10 protein-coding genes and 1 pseudogene are annotated in these 14,853 nt (G+C 56.8%); 7 read left to right on the top strand and 4 right to left on the bottom strand.

Annotated features, from left to right (window positions below; genetic code table 11):
* Positions 1–51: 51 nt before the first annotated feature.
* Both radA and KO116_RS04710 read right to left on the bottom strand, forming a co-directional pair.
* Positions 52–1,422: a DNA repair protein RadA gene (radA, locus tag KO116_RS04715; protein WP_008957636.1), complete on the bottom strand. Its 1,371-nt coding sequence runs from the start codon at positions 1,420–1,422 to the stop codon at positions 52–54.
* Positions 1,423–1,579: 157 nt separating this feature from the next.
* Positions 1,580–2,026 carry a copper resistance protein NlpE N-terminal domain-containing protein gene (locus KO116_RS04710; protein WP_008957637.1) on the bottom strand — a complete coding sequence of 149 codons (447 nt, stop codon included), beginning with the start codon at positions 2,024–2,026 and terminating at the stop codon, positions 1,580–1,582.
* A gap of 168 nt (positions 2,027–2,194) precedes the next feature.
* Between KO116_RS04710 and hisC the strand changes: the two genes are divergently transcribed.
* A complete protein-coding gene (hisC, locus tag KO116_RS04705; protein ID WP_082072549.1) occupies positions 2,195–3,256 on the top strand; it encodes a histidinol-phosphate transaminase in 1,062 nt (353 codons plus the stop codon).
* A 282-nt stretch (positions 3,257–3,538) separates the two neighbouring features.
* Here hisC and KO116_RS04700 read toward each other — a convergent pair whose 3' ends face one another.
* The gene (locus tag KO116_RS04700) at positions 3,539–4,513 is read right to left on the bottom strand and encodes a malate dehydrogenase (RefSeq protein ID WP_022519687.1); all 975 of its coding nucleotides are present in this window, start codon (positions 4,511–4,513) and stop codon (positions 3,539–3,541) included.
* 242 nt (positions 4,514–4,755) lie between these two features.
* On the opposite strand from KO116_RS04700, the gene KO116_RS04695 reads away from it, so the two are divergent.
* The 3 genes from KO116_RS04695 (at position 4,756) to KO116_RS04680 (ending at position 10,184) form a co-directional block, all read left to right on the top strand.
* Entirely contained in the window at positions 4,756–5,877 is a 1,122-nt protein-coding gene (locus KO116_RS04695) for an efflux RND transporter periplasmic adaptor subunit (RefSeq protein WP_035555811.1), read from the top strand.
* Positions 5,861–8,947: an efflux RND transporter permease subunit gene (locus KO116_RS04690; RefSeq protein ID WP_035555814.1), complete on the top strand. Its 3,087-nt coding sequence runs from the start codon at positions 5,861–5,863 to the stop codon at positions 8,945–8,947. The genes KO116_RS04695 and KO116_RS04690 overlap by 17 nt, the downstream gene beginning before the upstream one ends.
* Positions 8,948–9,134: 187 nt before the next feature.
* Positions 9,135–10,184, top strand: coding sequence for an IS110 family transposase (locus KO116_RS04680; RefSeq protein ID WP_045812076.1), 1,050 nt, complete (start codon positions 9,135–9,137; stop codon positions 10,182–10,184).
* A 309-nt stretch (positions 10,185–10,493) separates the two neighbouring features.
* Here the strand turns inward: KO116_RS04680 and KO116_RS04675 are convergent, their stop codons facing one another.
* Positions 10,494–10,982: an Rsd/AlgQ family anti-sigma factor gene (locus KO116_RS04675; protein WP_035556787.1), complete on the bottom strand. Its 489-nt coding sequence runs from the start codon at positions 10,980–10,982 to the stop codon at positions 10,494–10,496.
* A gap of 363 nt (positions 10,983–11,345) precedes the next feature.
* On the opposite strand from KO116_RS04675, the pseudogene KO116_RS26260 reads away from it, so the two are divergent.
* From KO116_RS26260 to KO116_RS04660, 3 genes and pseudogenes are all read left to right on the top strand, one after another.
* Positions 11,346–13,630: pseudogene (locus KO116_RS26260) on the top strand (bifunctional salicylyl-CoA 5-hydroxylase/oxidoreductase).
* On the top strand, positions 13,627–14,370 hold the full coding sequence (locus KO116_RS04665) for an SDR family NAD(P)-dependent oxidoreductase (protein WP_035556868.1): 744 nt from the start codon (positions 13,627–13,629) through the stop codon (positions 14,368–14,370). Before KO116_RS26260 ends, KO116_RS04665 begins: the two are co-directional and overlap by 4 nt.
* Positions 14,367–14,834, top strand: a complete 468-nt coding sequence (locus KO116_RS04660) for a MarR family winged helix-turn-helix transcriptional regulator (RefSeq protein WP_035556793.1) — start codon at positions 14,367–14,369, stop codon at positions 14,832–14,834. The genes KO116_RS04665 and KO116_RS04660 overlap by 4 nt, the downstream gene beginning before the upstream one ends.
* The last annotated feature ends 19 nt before the right edge of the window (positions 14,835–14,853 follow it).

The raw sequence follows: 14,853 nt of genomic DNA, 5'->3' as shown, positions 1-14,853 counted from the left end.
CTCTCCTTGGCACTTAGGGGATATCATCAGTTTAACGCAGTATGGCACATGCTACAGTGCTTCCAGCGCATCGCTGAGCTTATCCACGGCGATCACTTCCATGCCTTTTGGCGCCTGCTTGGGTGCATTGGCCCGCGGCACGATGGCACGCAGAAAACCGTGTTTGGCCGCCTCGGCAATACGCTCTTGGCCACTAGGCACTGGGCGTATTTCGCCAGAAAGCCCAACTTCACCGAATACCACTAACTCTTTGGGCAACGCGCGGTTTTGCAGGCTAGATACGACTGCCAGCAGCACTGCCAAATCGGCGCTGGTTTCAAGCACTTTGACACCACCGACAACGTTCAGAAATACGTCTTGGTCACCGGTAAACAGGCCACCGTGGCGGTTGAGCACTGCCAACAGCATGGCCAGGCGATTTTGATCAACGCCAACAGCTACCCGGCGGGGATTGCCAAGCGCAGACTCATCTACCAGTGCCTGCACCTCGACCAGAATTGGCCGCGTACCTTCCCAAACCACCATCACCAGGCTACCGGGCGCTTGCACTTCTTGGCGGGAGAGAAAAATCGCGCTGGGGTTTTTGACTTCTTTAAGACCCTGCTCAAGCATCGCGAAGACGCCTAGCTCGTTAACGGCACCAAAGCGGTTTTTCTGACCCCGCAGGGTGCGAAAGCGTGAGTCTGCGCCGCCTTCTAATAACAGCGACGCATCAATCATATGCTCAAGGACTTTAGGACCCGCCAGCGAACCGTCTTTGGTCACGTGCCCCACTAATAGCAGAACGGTATTGGTCTTCTTGGCAAAGCGCGTTAACGCGGCGGCTGACTCGCGCACCTGAGCAACGCCACCAGGCGCTGAGCTAATGTCTTCCAGATGCATGGTTTGGATCGAGTCGATCACTAGGATTTCCGGCTTTTCACGCTCAGATACCGCCAGAATAGTTTCCACACTGGTCTCGGCCAGCATTTTCAAACCGTTGGTGGGCAGTTGCAGGCGGTGGGCACGCATGGCTACCTGAGAGAGCGACTCCTCCCCCGTCACATAGAGAATACGGCGCTGCTGGGCTAGCTTACAGGCCGTTTGTAGTAGCAGCGTTGATTTACCTGCACCAGGATTCCCGCCCAACAGAACCGCCGAGCCGGGTACCAGCCCGCCGCCTAACACGCGGTCAAACTCAGCGAACGTGGAACTCATGCGAGGAACCTCGCTGAGATCAACATTGCCAAGATCAATCACTTCTCGCGAGAGATCACCTGTGTAGCCTGAGCGCCCAGAGGCTGCTCCGCCACCAGGGCGCGCACTCTCTAAACGCACCTCGCTTAGAGTGTTCCACTCTTGGCAACTACTACACTGCCCTTGCCATTTGCGATATTCAGCGCCGCACTCAGTGCATACAAAGGCGCTTTTAGCTTTGGCCACTGCCATTACACTCCTACTGTTGCTGTCGCTATTTGACAACATTCACTACGTTGCCACCTGCATTAAAAGCCACTGACCATTGCCACTCGCGTCAGGCCTTGCCTCGACAAACACAAAAGGCGGCCAGTGGCCGCCTTTGATACTGCTGACTAGCGCGTTATTGGCGCTTTAGCTGCAGCATTTCACCGTTTTCAAAACGACGACGTTCTGGGTCAATCAATTCCAGCGTGCTCTCATCAATACGCATGAAGTAATAGATTTGGCCATCGCCATCTGGCGTCAGTTCGTAAACGGTGGCGTCTGGGTCAGACGGCGTTCCGGTCAGCACTTCCCAGTTACCCGCATAATTTTCATCGGGAGGGGTTTGGGGATGGTTCCGGTAGGTAGCGTTAAGTGTGAAAGTGCGCTCTTCCATCGCGCTCATCTCTTCACCCATCATCGTGACATCCAGATCGATACCATCGCAGTTGCGGCAAGGTAGCGAGCCCTGGTAATTAGCCTGTGCGGTCGCTGCTTCCTCTTGCTGCTGTTCCATCGGACCGCTTGCACAGCCAGCTAATAGTGCCAACATAGCCGAACCGGCTAGCAAACTCTTAAGTTGCATAGAGTGTCTCCTTCATCTCGTGTTGGACATCACATTCATTTACGCGCACTTGTGACAGCATAACCGCTTCAAGGTGCAACGCACACCCCTAGCGCGATGCGAATGCTTGCGCTGAGTTGGCCTTCAAGCGACCATGGCATACCTTGCTAGGATAATCAGGTTACCCTCATGAGCCAATACTGGAGTCCGGCCGTTCGCGAACTTACGCCTTACGTGCCCGGTGAGCAGCCACGCGAGAAGCTTGTTAAACTCAATACCAATGAAAACCCTTACCCACCTGCTCCAGGCGTCGGTAAGGCACTGCGCGATTATGCAACAGACCATCTGCGCCTCTACCCTGACCCTACCTCTAAAGCACTGCGTGAAGCGCTGGCGGAGACATTTAAGGTAGCCAGCAGCCAAGTGTTTGTCGGAAACGGTTCCGATGAAGTGTTGGCGTTCGCATTTCAGGCCTTCTTTTGCCATCAGGCGCCGCTTGACTTGCCTGCCATTACCTATAGCTTTTACCCTGTTTACGCCAATCTTTATGGCGTTGAGCTGCGTAAGCATCCGCTCAATAAGCAGTGGGAAGTCGATATTGATGCGCTTGCGGCGGCGACTAACCGCAGCGGCGTTATTTTCGCTAATCCAAACGCCCCTACCGGACACGCTCACTCGCTCGCGACGATAGAGGCACTGCTTAAGCGCGTCACAGATCGCGTAGTGCTGGTGGACGAGGCGTATGTCGATTTCGGTGCAGAGAGTGCTGTAACGCTGATTGATCGCTACCCTAACCTGCTTGTCACCGGTACGTTTTCTAAGTCCCGCAGTTTGGCAGGCTTGCGGCTGGGTTATGCGGTGGGCTCTGAGGAATTGATTGATGGCTTACTGCGGGTAAAAGACTCTTTCAACTCTTACCCAGTGGATAGCTTAGCAAGCTTAGTAGGCATCGCCGCTCTGAAAGATGTCGAGCATTTCGAAGCCTGCCGCGAGCATGTCATTACCACGCGTGAGCGTACCCATCAGCGTCTTGAAGCGCTAGGCTTTGAGGTATTGCCCTCGAAGGCTAACTTCGTGCTTGCCCAACACCCTGATTATGCAGGTGCTCAGCTATTTATGGACCTACGTGAGCGGGGTATCCTGGTGCGCCATTTTAATACATCAGACCTCAACAACTTCCTACGCATCACCATCGGCACCGATGATGAGATGGATAGCTTGATTGAAGCACTAGAAACAATCTTGGACTAGCGCAGAACCAACCCGTAGCAGGGGTCATTCGCCATGGCCGAAAAAGGCTCCATGCTATTCCGCATCCATATGGCGATCCGATGGCGAATATAGCGACCATAACCGGGTTTGTAGTGTCCCCGCCAAAGGTTGCTCTGACCTGATAATTTACTTTGTTGTAAGACTTGAGCGCCATTTTTTGTCGGCTGCTTTTCTTCCGCCCAACAACCCGCCCCTGCAAGCTATGCTTGCAGGGGCGGGTTGCGTTGATTGCCGCTTATATTACAGCGTCAGCGGGTGCGTTTAGCCGAGCAGGTGCTCGACGGCTGCACGCTCTTCGCGCAGTTCTTTCTCGGTGGCTTTCATCTTCTCTTGGCTGAACTCGTCAATTTCGAAGCCTTGAACAATTTCATACTTGCCACCCTGGCAACGCACTGGGTAGGAGTAGATGATGCCTTCGTCGATGCCGTAGCTGCCGTCAGAGGGAATCGCCATGCTGACGATACCTTTGGAGCCCAGCGCCCAGTCGTGCATATGGTCGATGGCGGAAGAGGCAGCAGAAGCGGCAGAGGAAGCGCCACGTGCTTTGATGATCGCCGCGCCGCGCTGCTGCACGGTGGGGATGAAATCGTTTTCGTACCAGTCACGCTCAACCAGATCGAACGCTGCTTTGCCGTCGACTTTGCACTGGGCCAGATCCGGATACTGGGTGGCACTATGGTTGCCCCAGATGATCATGTTTTCAACGTCAGTGACGTGCTTGCCGGTTTTCTGTGCCAGCTGGGTTAGGGCGCGGTTGTGGTCCAGGCGCGTCATGGCGGTGAACTGACCAGCGTCCAGATCCGGCGCGTTGCAGGAAGCGATCAGCGCGTTGGTGTTAGCCGGGTTACCCACAACCAGCACTTTCACGTCACGGCTAGCGTGGTCGTTCAGCGCTTTACCTTGTACGGAGAAGATCGCGGCGTTGGCTTCCAGCAGGTCTTTACGCTCCATGCCCGGACCACGCGGACGTGCGCCAACCAGCAGGGCGAAGTCGGCGTCTTTGAACGCGACATTCGGATCGTCGGTAGCAACGATGTCTTGTACTAGCGGGAAGGCACAGTCATTGACTTCCATTACCACGCCGTTCAGAGCGTCCATTGCCTGGGGAATTTCCAGAAGCTGGAGAATGACAGGCTGATCCGGCCCCAACATGTCGCCAGCGGCGATGCGGAAAATAAGAGAATAGCTGATCTGACCGGCGCCGCCGGTAATCGCAATACGTACTGGATCTTTCATCATTGCTCCTTGATTGGTTCGCCTAGGGATGGTTCTCGCCTGAGGAGTGGCTTAACAGAACTCAAGACGCAAAGATGTTATGCCCAGTCGAGCAAAAACTCAATCAGACATGAGACTACTACCCATTTACCACGCTTGCCATTCGCTCAACGGCTTGCTGCTCGCTGAAAAGGCTGAGTTGCGCTATGGTATCTGCGGCTTTATGCCCTCCTTTCTTGTTTTGCTAAGGACATGGACGCTCCATGCGGAAAATCCCCTTCTCTTATGCGTTGGCTAGCTTACTGGTGCTGGTGCTGGTGCTATGGCTCGCCTTTGGTAATTTTCAGCGCTTTCAAACCAGTGCGCCGGAAGCCTCTCCCCGCAACGACACGGGGCCACGGGTCGAAATTGCGCTGCAGCAGAGTACGCCGTTTATTCCCCAACAGATCATCCAAGGCCAGTTGACCGCTGAACGCGAAACCACCCTGCGTGCCAACGTCGCAGGCTTTGTGGCCGAAAAACCGGTGGCCCAAGGTAGCCGCGTTGAGGCGGGCGACAGGCTGCTGGTACTGGATAACGACGCCCTGCCCGAGCAACTCAAGCAAGCCCAGGACGAACTAGCCGTGGCCGAGGCGGAGTATGCCGGGGCGCGCAACCTGCGCCAGCGGGAGTTGATTTCACAGCCCGAGCTTTTGCGCCTACAGAGTTCCCTCAGCGCCAGCGCCGCGTCGGTGGCCCAACTGCAGAAGCAACTGGATGACAGCCGCCCTACTGCGCCTTTTGATGGTGTGATCGATCGCGTGCAGGTAGAGGTAGGCGACCTATTACAGCCCGGAGAAGAGTGGGCACAGTTGGTGGATGATCGCCGGTTGAAGGGTATAGCCTGGGTGTCTCAGCAGCAGGTAGGCGATTTGAGCGAGGGATTGCCGGTCACCGCGCGACTGCTGAATGGCGACCATCTGGAGGGCGAGCTGACCTTTATCAGCCACCGTGCCGAAGAGGCCACGCGCACTTTTTACATCGAAGCCACCCTCGATAACCCGGCGGGTAAACGTCTAGCCGGTGGTAGCGCGGAACTGACGATTACGCTGCCGCCCCGCCAGGTGCACACTCTGTCGCCTGCGCTGCTTAGTTTGAACAGTGAGGGCCAACTGGCCGTCAAGCACCTGGATGAGAACGATCAGGTGCAGCAGACCGCCGTAGAACTGGTAAGCGCCGATATACAGCGCGCCTATGTGACCGGCCTACCCGACCCGCTGCGCCTCATTACGCTAGGCGCGGGCATGGTGGATGCCGGCGAAACGGTGACACCGGTGCCGGTTGAAGACGCCATTATTTCGCAACCGCAAGCCGGGCAGGATAGCGTTCATGCGCCAGTTGATTAATGCGGCGTTAGACCACACCCGCACGACACTACTGCTATTGGTGAGCCTGCTACTGGCAGGTATTACTGCCTGGCAGATGATTCCTAAAGAAGCCAACCCTGACGTCACCATTCCGATGATTTACGTTTCGCTGTCGCTAGAGGGTGTGAGTCCCGAGGATGGTGAGCGGCTGCTGATACGCCCCATGGAGCAGGAACTGCGCGGCATTGAGGGGCTGCGCAAGTTTACTGCCCAGTCCAGCGAAGGCCATGGCTCGATTACGTTGGAGTTCGACCCTGGCTTTGACCCCGATACCGCGCTAACCGACGTGCGTGATCGCGTAGATATCGCCCGCAGCGAGCTGCCTGACGAGGCCGATGAGCCACGGGTCATGGAAGTCAATGTGTCGGAATTTCCGGTGTTGACTATCGGCCTCTCCGGGCAACTGGATACCCGCGAACGCATGACGATCGCACGGCGCCTGCAGGAAGAGATCGAAGGCATCGCCGATGTACTGGAAGTGGACATAGCCGGTGAGCGAGAAGACCTGCTGGAGATTGTCGTTGATCCACTAGTGTTAGAGAGTTATGGGGTCGATTTTGATGCGCTGTTTAACCAGGTATCGCGCAATAATCGCTTGGTGGCGGCAGGCAGCTTGGATACCGGCGCGGGACGCTTGGCATTGAAGGTCCCCGGCATTATTGAGTCCCTTGAGGATGTCATGAATATGCCGGTCAAGGTGGACGAGGATCGCGTCGTCACCTTTGGCGATGTGGCCTGGATCAACCCTACTTATAAAGAGCCGGAGGGCTTCGCCCGTATTGATGATCAGCCTGCGGTGGTGCTGGAAGTTTCCAAACGTGCCGGGGCCAATATCATCGCCACCATTGGCGCGGTGCGTGAGCGCCTGGCGGAAGCCGATGATTTATTGCCTGAGCAGCTTCGCTTCACCACAATTCTGGATGAGTCGACCACTGTTGAAAATATGCTCTCCGAGCTGCTCAACAACGTACTCACCGCCGTGGTACTGGTACTGATTGTGGTGGTCGCGGTAATGGGCTGGCGCATGGCGCTGTTGGTAGGCCTGACCATTCCCGGCGCCTTCTTGACCGGCATCCTGCTGGTGTGGGCATTTGGTTTCACGCTCAATATCGTGGTGCTGTTCGCGCTGATTCTGGTGGCGGGCATGCTAGTGGACGGCGCGATCGTGGTCAGTGAGCTTGCTGATCGCCATTTACGTGATGGTCAAACACCCCATCAGGCGTGGCTTAACGCGGCTTCGCGCATGAGCTGGCCGGTCATCGCCTCAACCGCCACTACGCTCGCGGTGTTTATTCCCCTGCTGTTCTGGCCCGGCGTGGTCGGCCAGTTTATGAAGTACCTGCCCGCCACGGTGATTTTGTGCCTTTTAGCATCCTTGGCCATGGCACTAATATTTTTGCCCACGCTGGGGCGCTTGTTTACGCGATCGGAGGCCAAACAAACAGACGCGACACATGCAGATAACAACCATGAAGAAGCGACGACGTCTTTTGGGCGGGGTTATCGCCACCTGTTGTCCAGGCTACTCAAGCACCCAGCCTGGGTACTGCTGGTGACGGTGCTGTTAATGGCGCTGCTGTATACCGGCTATGCACGCTTCAACCACGGCGTCGACTTTTTCCCCAGCGTGGAACCTGACAGCGCCCAGGTGCTGGTACGCGCCCGGGGGGACTTCTCCGCCGAGGAGACCGACGCCATCGTGCAGCGAGTGGAAGCTGAACTCTCCGGCATGAGCGAAGTTCGGGCGCTTTATGCGCGCTCATTTGCAGTGCCTAACGAGCAAATGGGCAGCGATGTAATCGGTATGCTGCAGTTCCAATTTATCGACTGGCATGAGCGACGCCCTGCCCAGACGATACTGGACGATATGGCTGAGCGCGCCCGGGATATTCCCGGTATTACGCTGGAATTCCAGGAGCAGGAAATGGGCCCCGGCGGCGGCAAGCCCATCGTGCTGGAAGTGAGCGCCACGAATCCTGACGTTGCCGATGCAGGGGTTAACCAACTTACCCAGTTAATGCGCGAGCTGGGTGGTTTTACCGACATTCAGGATAACCGTAGCGTGCCGGGGGTGGAGTGGCGGGTTAATGTGGATCGTGAAGCAGCGGCGCGCATGGGCACTGATGTCACCACCATTGGTAGCGCGGTGCAGCTGCTGACTACGGGCCTGCAAGTGGCGAGCTATCGCCCGCCCGAAGTCAGCGATGAGGTGGATATCCGCGTGCGTCTGCCGCAAAACTGGCGTTCGCTGGATCAGTTGGAGCGCTTGACCATCAATACCCAGCGGGGGCAGGTGCCTATCTCGCATTTTGTAACCCTGGAACCGGCCCCCAAAGTGGGCACCCTGAACCGTATCGACGGCCGCCGGGCGATTACCGTCGATGCGGATCTCGCTCCCGGTTATCTTGCCGATGAGCGCCTGCGGGCGCTGTTAGAGGCGGGTAGCGATAGTTTGCCTGATGGCTTAATGGTCAATGTGGCGGGCGAGCAGGAGGATCAGCAGGAGTCGATGCAGTTCCTGGCCAGCGCGTTCATGATCGCTATCGGTTTGATGGCGCTGATTCTGGTGACCCAATTCAACAGCTTCTATCAGGCGGGATTGGTGCTTTCGGCAATTGTCTTCTCCACCGCGGGGGTGCTGATGGGGCTGCTGATAACCGGACAGGCTTTTGGCATTGTCATGGTGGGGATGGGGGTGATTGCTCTGGCGGGCATTGTGGTTAATAACAATATCGTGTTGATCGATACCTACAACGAGCTGCGCGGGGAAGGCATGACACCCGGCGAGGCCGCACTGGAAGCGGGCTGTTTACGCCTGCGCCCGGTGCTGTTAACGGCGATTACCACGGTTTTAGGTCTGATGCCGATGGTGCTGGGGATCAATGTCGATCTGTTTACCCCTGCCCTCGGCTTTAATGCGCCCTCCGCCCAGTGGTGGACACAAATGTCGAGCGCCATCGCTGGCGGCCTCACCTTCGGCACCGCACTCACGCTGCTGCTTACGCCTTGTATGTTGGTGATTGGAGGGAAGCTGCGTAGACATCATTAATGGCGGATAAACGTGTCATTGCCAGCCCTCATGTCATTGCGAGTGAAGCGAAGCAATCTAGGGATTGGGCTACAGCCAAAGAGATTGCCGCGTCGCTGCGCTCCTCAATGAAAGGGACTCCTCCCCTCTCGAAGCTTCAGCGAGCTACATTGATAGTTGAACCACTTCAATGCGGAGGGGAAGAGTCATGAACAAGCATAAGACAATAGGGTTGGATCTGGCAAAGCGTGTTTTCCAAGTGTGTGTTGTCGACACTCGCCGCCCGCGTGTTCAGGTCAACAAAGAGCTTAAACGGCATCAGGTCTTGGATTTTATGCGCCGCCAACCGGCCTGTCGGGTGTTCATGGAGGCGTGCGGTGGATCGCATTATTGGGCGCGACAGCTGCAGGCCCTCGGCCACACCGTTGCCCTCATATCGCCCCAGTTTGTAACGCCCTTTCGCAAGGGGCATAAGACAGATGCCAATGACGCGCTCGCCATTGTAGAGGCCGGGTTGCGCCCTGATATGCGCTTCGTGCCGCTCAAAAGCGTCGAGCAACAGGATATTCAGAGCCTGCACCGCATTCGGGAAAGGTATATTCATCAACGCACCCAGTTGATCAATCAGGTTCATGGGTTATTGCAGGAATATGGAGTGATCAGCGGTCGGGGACAGAAAGCGTTAAAGCAACGTGTCTGGCTCGCCCTGGAAGATGCCGATAACGAGCTCTCAATGCTGATGCGTGACTTACTCGCTGAACAAATGACGGAGCTGGATCGGCTCAATGAGCGTATTCAGTCACTGGATAAACGGGTGGAGCAGATGAGTCACGCCGTGGGGCCTTGTCGCGAACTCCTGGCGATAGAGGGTGTGGGGCCGGTGGTCGCCACGCAGCTCTATAGCGCACTCGGTAATGGCGAAGCCTTTAAGAAAGGTCGCCAAGCGTCAGCCTATCTGGGGTTAACGCCGAAGCAACACAGCAGTGGTGGCACCGCGAGCATCAAGGGCATTGGCCGGACGGGTCAAGTCTCACTGAAAGCCGCCCTGGTACGTGGCGCGCATTCGGTCATCAACACCATGGGTGACAAACAGGATGCTAAAAGTCGTTGGCTACGATCCCTGGTCGCTCGCGCTGGCAAGAACAAAGCGGCTGTCGCGTTAGCGAACAAGACAGTACGAACCGCCTGGGCGGTTCTGCACAGCGGACAGTCCTATTGTAGAGAGTTTAACGACGGTTCCGCGCTGATGGTGAGCTAAGCGGTAGCACCATCAGCGGCTAAGCGCCGACAGGCGGCTACCTTGTTGCCGGGCAACGATCGATGAAAAACAGGTCAGACCGACCTTCTCAAAACCTGCTCATTGCGATGGCTGAAAAAGCCTACGCCTCGTTGAGGAGAGAAGGTGCGCGACGTTCATCAGGGTCAGGGGATAGCGTCCCCATTGAGAGACCGACTATACGCACGCATCGGCTTATGTTGTTCATCATCGTCGCTTGCAACCGGGGAGGAGTCCCTATACGCAATGACAGGTGAAGTGTCATTGCGAGTGAAGCGAAGCAATCTCAGGTTAAGCGGGTGCTTTAGTGTTCTGAGGACTATGGGCGGCGTGTAAGCGCGCAATTAACTGGTCTTCCAATGCAAAGCGTTCGGTGAGGCCACGGGCCAGGCGATCGATCCAGGCCGGTAGCCGGGCAATATTTTGTTCGCAGCTGAGGGTTGAACCGAAGTCGGTATCGAACTCCAAGACCATCTCAGTCGACATTTCTAAACGTTCGAGCAACTTCTCTGCAATGACCAGCGCGGCCTCATCGCCGAAGGCCTGCGCCTCTTCCGACAGCTGAGGATAAATTTCAAAGTGGCCAGCGCTGATATAGTCCATTAATTGCTCACTGAACGTATCAATAGGCGCTTTGCTGACGGCTTCCAGTTCAGCGTCACATGCTTCTTTCAGTTCAATAAAGCTGACTAACAGCTGACGACGCTGATCTAACCAGCGGTCGATCAAAACATGCACGCCTCCCCAGCGCTCCAGGGCATTTTTGCAATCTTCGAGCATGGGGCTTTCTCCTTAACTCACCTTTTAACTACTAATGCCGCTCAGGACAATGAATAGGCTTAGAGTCGCGCCTCCCACTATCGCTGTCAATCCCGGCAAGTACGGTTTCCTTGGTACTAAAACGTTTATTACCCATAACGCTTTCTTCTATGGCTGATAACCAGCGTTCTTAAGCGACTGGTCTTGCCACGTTTTACCTATATTTATGCTCTCATCTTCCAGCCAGCATTGCGAGCAAAGCCACTTTACGGTCGCCAAGTGTCTGCATAGAAAAGTATTTTAAACATAAACAATTTAAGCTTGAATTTTATACATACCTCTCCTATCTTCAAAACAGAGTGTATTTTCCTGTGGAGAAAAATAATGAGAATCGCCTGCCTGGGTGGAGGGCCTGCCGGCCTCTATTTTGCGATCAGCATGAAGCTGCAGGACCCTTCGCATGAGATCGTGGTGTTTGAGCGTAACCGTGCCGACGATACCTTTGGCTGGGGCGTGGTGCTGTCCGACGAAACCCTCGACAACCTGGCAGCCAACGACCCGGTTAGCGCAGAGCGAATTCGTGAGCATTTCGCCTATTGGGATGATATTGCAGTCGTGCATAAAGGCGTCAAAACCGTCTCCACCGGCCACGGCTTTTGCGGTATTGGCCGCCGCCAGCTGTTAATTCTGCTCCAGAAACGCGCCCGCGAACTCGGCGTAGACATGCGTTTTGAAACCGATGCCACAGAAGACGCCATTGAACAGTACCGGCAAGAATATGACTTGGTATTGGCCGCCGATGGCCTGAACTCCCGCACCCGCCAAACCTATGCTGAGCATTTCAAACCCGATATTGATGTGCGGGCGTGTAAATTTGTTTGGTTGGGCACGCACCAGACCTTTAACGACGCTTTCACCTTTATTTTCGAGCACACCGAGCATGGCTGGGTGTGGGCCCACGCTTACCAGTTTGATAACGATACGGCGACTTTTATTGTCGAGTGCAGTGAAGCCACCTGGCGGGCGTTTGGCTTTGGTGAGCTGAGCCAGCAGGAATCGATTGCGGTCTGCGAGCGTATTTTTGCCAAGCATCTTGATGGCCATGCGCTGATGACCAACGCCAACCATATACGCGGCTCGGCGTGGATCAACTTTCCACGGGTGCTTTGCGAGCGTTGGAGCTATGAGAATGTAGTACTGATGGGCGATGCCGCAGCGACTGCCCACTTCTCGATTGGCTCGGGTTCCAAACTCGCCCTGGAAAGCGCCATAACGCTGGCTAACTGCTTACACAGTGAAAGCAGTAGGGAAGCTGCCATCGCCCGCTACGAAGAAGACCGCCGCTTCGAGGTGCTGCGCTTACAGTCCGCAGCGCGTAACTCTACCGAATGGTTTGAGCAGGTAGAGCGCTACCTGGATCTCGACCCGGTGCAGTTCAACTACTCGCTATTAACTCGCTCCCAGCGCATCAGTCACGAAAACCTACGGGTGCGCGACCCCGAGTGGCTGGAGAGCGCCGAGCGCTGGTTTCAAACCCAGGCAGGCAACTCTGGCAGCGCCCGTGCACCGATGTTTGCGCCTTATCAACTGCGCGGTATGACGCTGGTTAATCGCGTGGTGGTCTCCCCCATGGCGCAGTACAAAGCCGTCGATGGCTGTCCTACCGATTGGCACTTCAGTCACTACGCCGAGCGCGCCAAGGGCGGAGCAGGGCTGGTGTACACCGAAATGACCTGCGTTAGCCCGACCGGACGCATTACCCCGGATGCCCAGGCTTATATGCTCCGGAGCACGAAGCAGCGTGGAAGCGCCTCTGTGATTTCGTACACGCGGAAACCCAGGCCAAATTGTGTGCTCAGATTGGCCACTCGGGGCCCAAAGGATCTACCCAGCTTGGCTGGCAAGAGATGGATGCCCCGCTGGCCGAGGACAACTGGCCGATAATGGCTGCCTCGGCCCAGCCCTGGTCAGAACGCAACCAGTTGCCCAAGGCAATGGATCGCGATGATATGGACCGGGTGCGCGACGAGTTTGTCAGTGCTGCGCAGATGGCCGACCGGGCCGGGTTCGACATGATCGAGATTCACGCCGCCCACGGCTACCTGCTCTCTTCGTTTATCACGCCATTAACCAACCACCGTGACGATGAGTATGGCGGTTCACTGGATAAACGGCTGCGCTACCCGCTTGAAGTGATCAACGCCGTGCGCCGCGTTTGGCCCGCTCATAAGCCGCTTTCGGTGCGTATTTCTGCCAACGACTGGTGCGGCGAAGAAGGCATCACCCCGGACGATGCGGTGGAAATCGCCAAACGACTGCGGGATGCGGAGGTGGATATCATCGATGTCTCTGCCGGACAAACCTCGACCCAGGCAAAGCCCGTTTATGGACGCATGTTCCAGACCCCCTTCTCTGACCGGATTCGTAACGAAGCATCGATTGCCACCATGGCGGTGGGCAATATCTATCAGGCAGACCATGTGAACTCGATTCTGATGGCGGGGCGCGCCGACCTGGTCTGCATCGCCCGCCCGCACCTTGCCGACCCTTACTGGCTGCTGCACGTAGCCGCCGGGCTGGAGGATCGCGAAGTGGCATGGCCCGCGCCCTACCGGGCAGGCGCCGATCAGTTGCAGCGCTTGGCCGAACGTGGCGAGGGATGGATATGACACTGTTGACCGATAAGCGCGTGGTGATTACCGGTGGCGGCAGTGGCATTGGCGCCGATATGGCGCTGGCCTTTGCCCAGGCGGGCGCCGAGGTCACGATTACCGGCCGCCGGGAAGCTGCCCTGCAAGCGGTCGCCGAGCAGCACGAAGGCATCCATGTCGCCGTGGTGGATGTCACCGATGAGGCCGCCATGGTGGCGCTCTTCGAGGAGTTGGGCAGCGTCGATATCGTGATCGCCAACGCCGGGGCCGCGGAAAGCGCCCCTTTCGCCAAGACCTCTTTCGAGCAGTGGCAGCACATGCTGAACGTCAACCTCAGTGGGGTGTTTCTGACCCTGCGTGAAGGGCTGAAGCAGTTGAACGACGGCGGCCGACTAATTGCCGTGGCTTCTACGGCTGGCCTGAAGGGCTACGCCTACGTGGGCGCTTATTGCGCGGCCAAACACGGTGTGGTGGGTCTGGTGCGTTCACTGGCGGCTGAAACCGCCACCCGCCACCTGACCGTGAATGCGCTCTGCCCCGGTTTTACCGATACACCGCTGCTGGCCGCCAGCGTGGAGAACATTGTGACCAAAACCGGCCAGTCCGCCGAACAGGCTACCGCGCACTTTCAATCCACCAACCCCACCGGGCGCTTAGTCACTCCCGCCGAGGTCACCGCAACGGCTTTATGGCTATGCGGCCCTAATAGCGGCGCGATTAACGGCCAAGCAATCTCAATTTCAGGGGGTGAAGTATGACGGCAGAAAGCTTGGATAAAAATAGCTTAAGCAAGGAGCGCCTGCGCTTATGGCTGCGCATGCTGCGGGTTACCCGTCAGGTGGAGTCCGAGCTGCGTGAGCGACTGCGTACCGAGCACGACTCCACACTCCCCCGCTTTGATGTCATGGCTGCTCTGTACGCCAGTGCGGAGGGGCTGAAGATGAACGAGCTCTCCAAGCGGCTGCGGGTTTCCAACGGCAATGTCACCGGCATCATCGATCGCTTGGTGGAGGATGGCGCCGTGGAACGTATTGCCATTGAGGGCGACCGTCGCGCCACGCGGGTCTGCCTGACCGGCGCTGGCCGCGAAAGCTTCAGTGCCATGGCCGTTGAGCATGAGCGCTGGATCAACGCGCTGTTCGAAGGGGTGACCGAAGAGGATGCCCATCATATCGGCGAGCTGCTCCACCGCTTGCCAGCTTCTCTTGACGAAACCCACTAATCACTGACAGGCGAGAACA

Source organism: Halomonas sp. KO116, from assembly GCF_000734975.2.
GTDB classification, from domain to species: Bacteria; Pseudomonadota; Gammaproteobacteria; order Pseudomonadales; family Halomonadaceae; genus Vreelandella; species Vreelandella glaciei.
This window is presented reverse-complemented; position numbering and strand designations above follow the sequence as displayed.

What these genes read in the sequence shown, in the direction of transcription:
- KO116_RS04695 (WP_035555811.1), top strand. Translation starts at nt 4,756, where the DNA reads ATGCGGAAAATCCCCTTCTCTTATGCGTTGGCTAGCTTACTGGTGCTG.
- KO116_RS04675 (WP_035556787.1), bottom strand. Translation starts at nt 10,982, where the DNA reads ATGCTCGAAGATTGCAAAAATGCCCTGGAGCGCTGGGGAGGCGTGCAT.
- KO116_RS04690 (WP_035555814.1), top strand. Translation starts at nt 5,861, where the DNA reads ATGCGCCAGTTGATTAATGCGGCGTTAGACCACACCCGCACGACACTA.
- KO116_RS04660 (WP_035556793.1), top strand. Translation starts at nt 14,367, where the DNA reads ATGACGGCAGAAAGCTTGGATAAAAATAGCTTAAGCAAGGAGCGCCTG.
- hisC (WP_082072549.1), top strand. Translation starts at nt 2,195, where the DNA reads ATGAGCCAATACTGGAGTCCGGCCGTTCGCGAACTTACGCCTTACGTG.
- KO116_RS04680 (WP_045812076.1), top strand. Translation starts at nt 9,135, where the DNA reads ATGAACAAGCATAAGACAATAGGGTTGGATCTGGCAAAGCGTGTTTTC.
- KO116_RS04665 (WP_035556868.1), top strand. Translation starts at nt 13,627, where the DNA reads ATGACACTGTTGACCGATAAGCGCGTGGTGATTACCGGTGGCGGCAGT.
- KO116_RS04700 (WP_022519687.1), bottom strand. Translation starts at nt 4,513, where the DNA reads ATGAAAGATCCAGTACGTATTGCGATTACCGGCGGCGCCGGTCAGATC.
- KO116_RS04710 (WP_008957637.1), bottom strand. Translation starts at nt 2,026, where the DNA reads ATGCAACTTAAGAGTTTGCTAGCCGGTTCGGCTATGTTGGCACTATTA.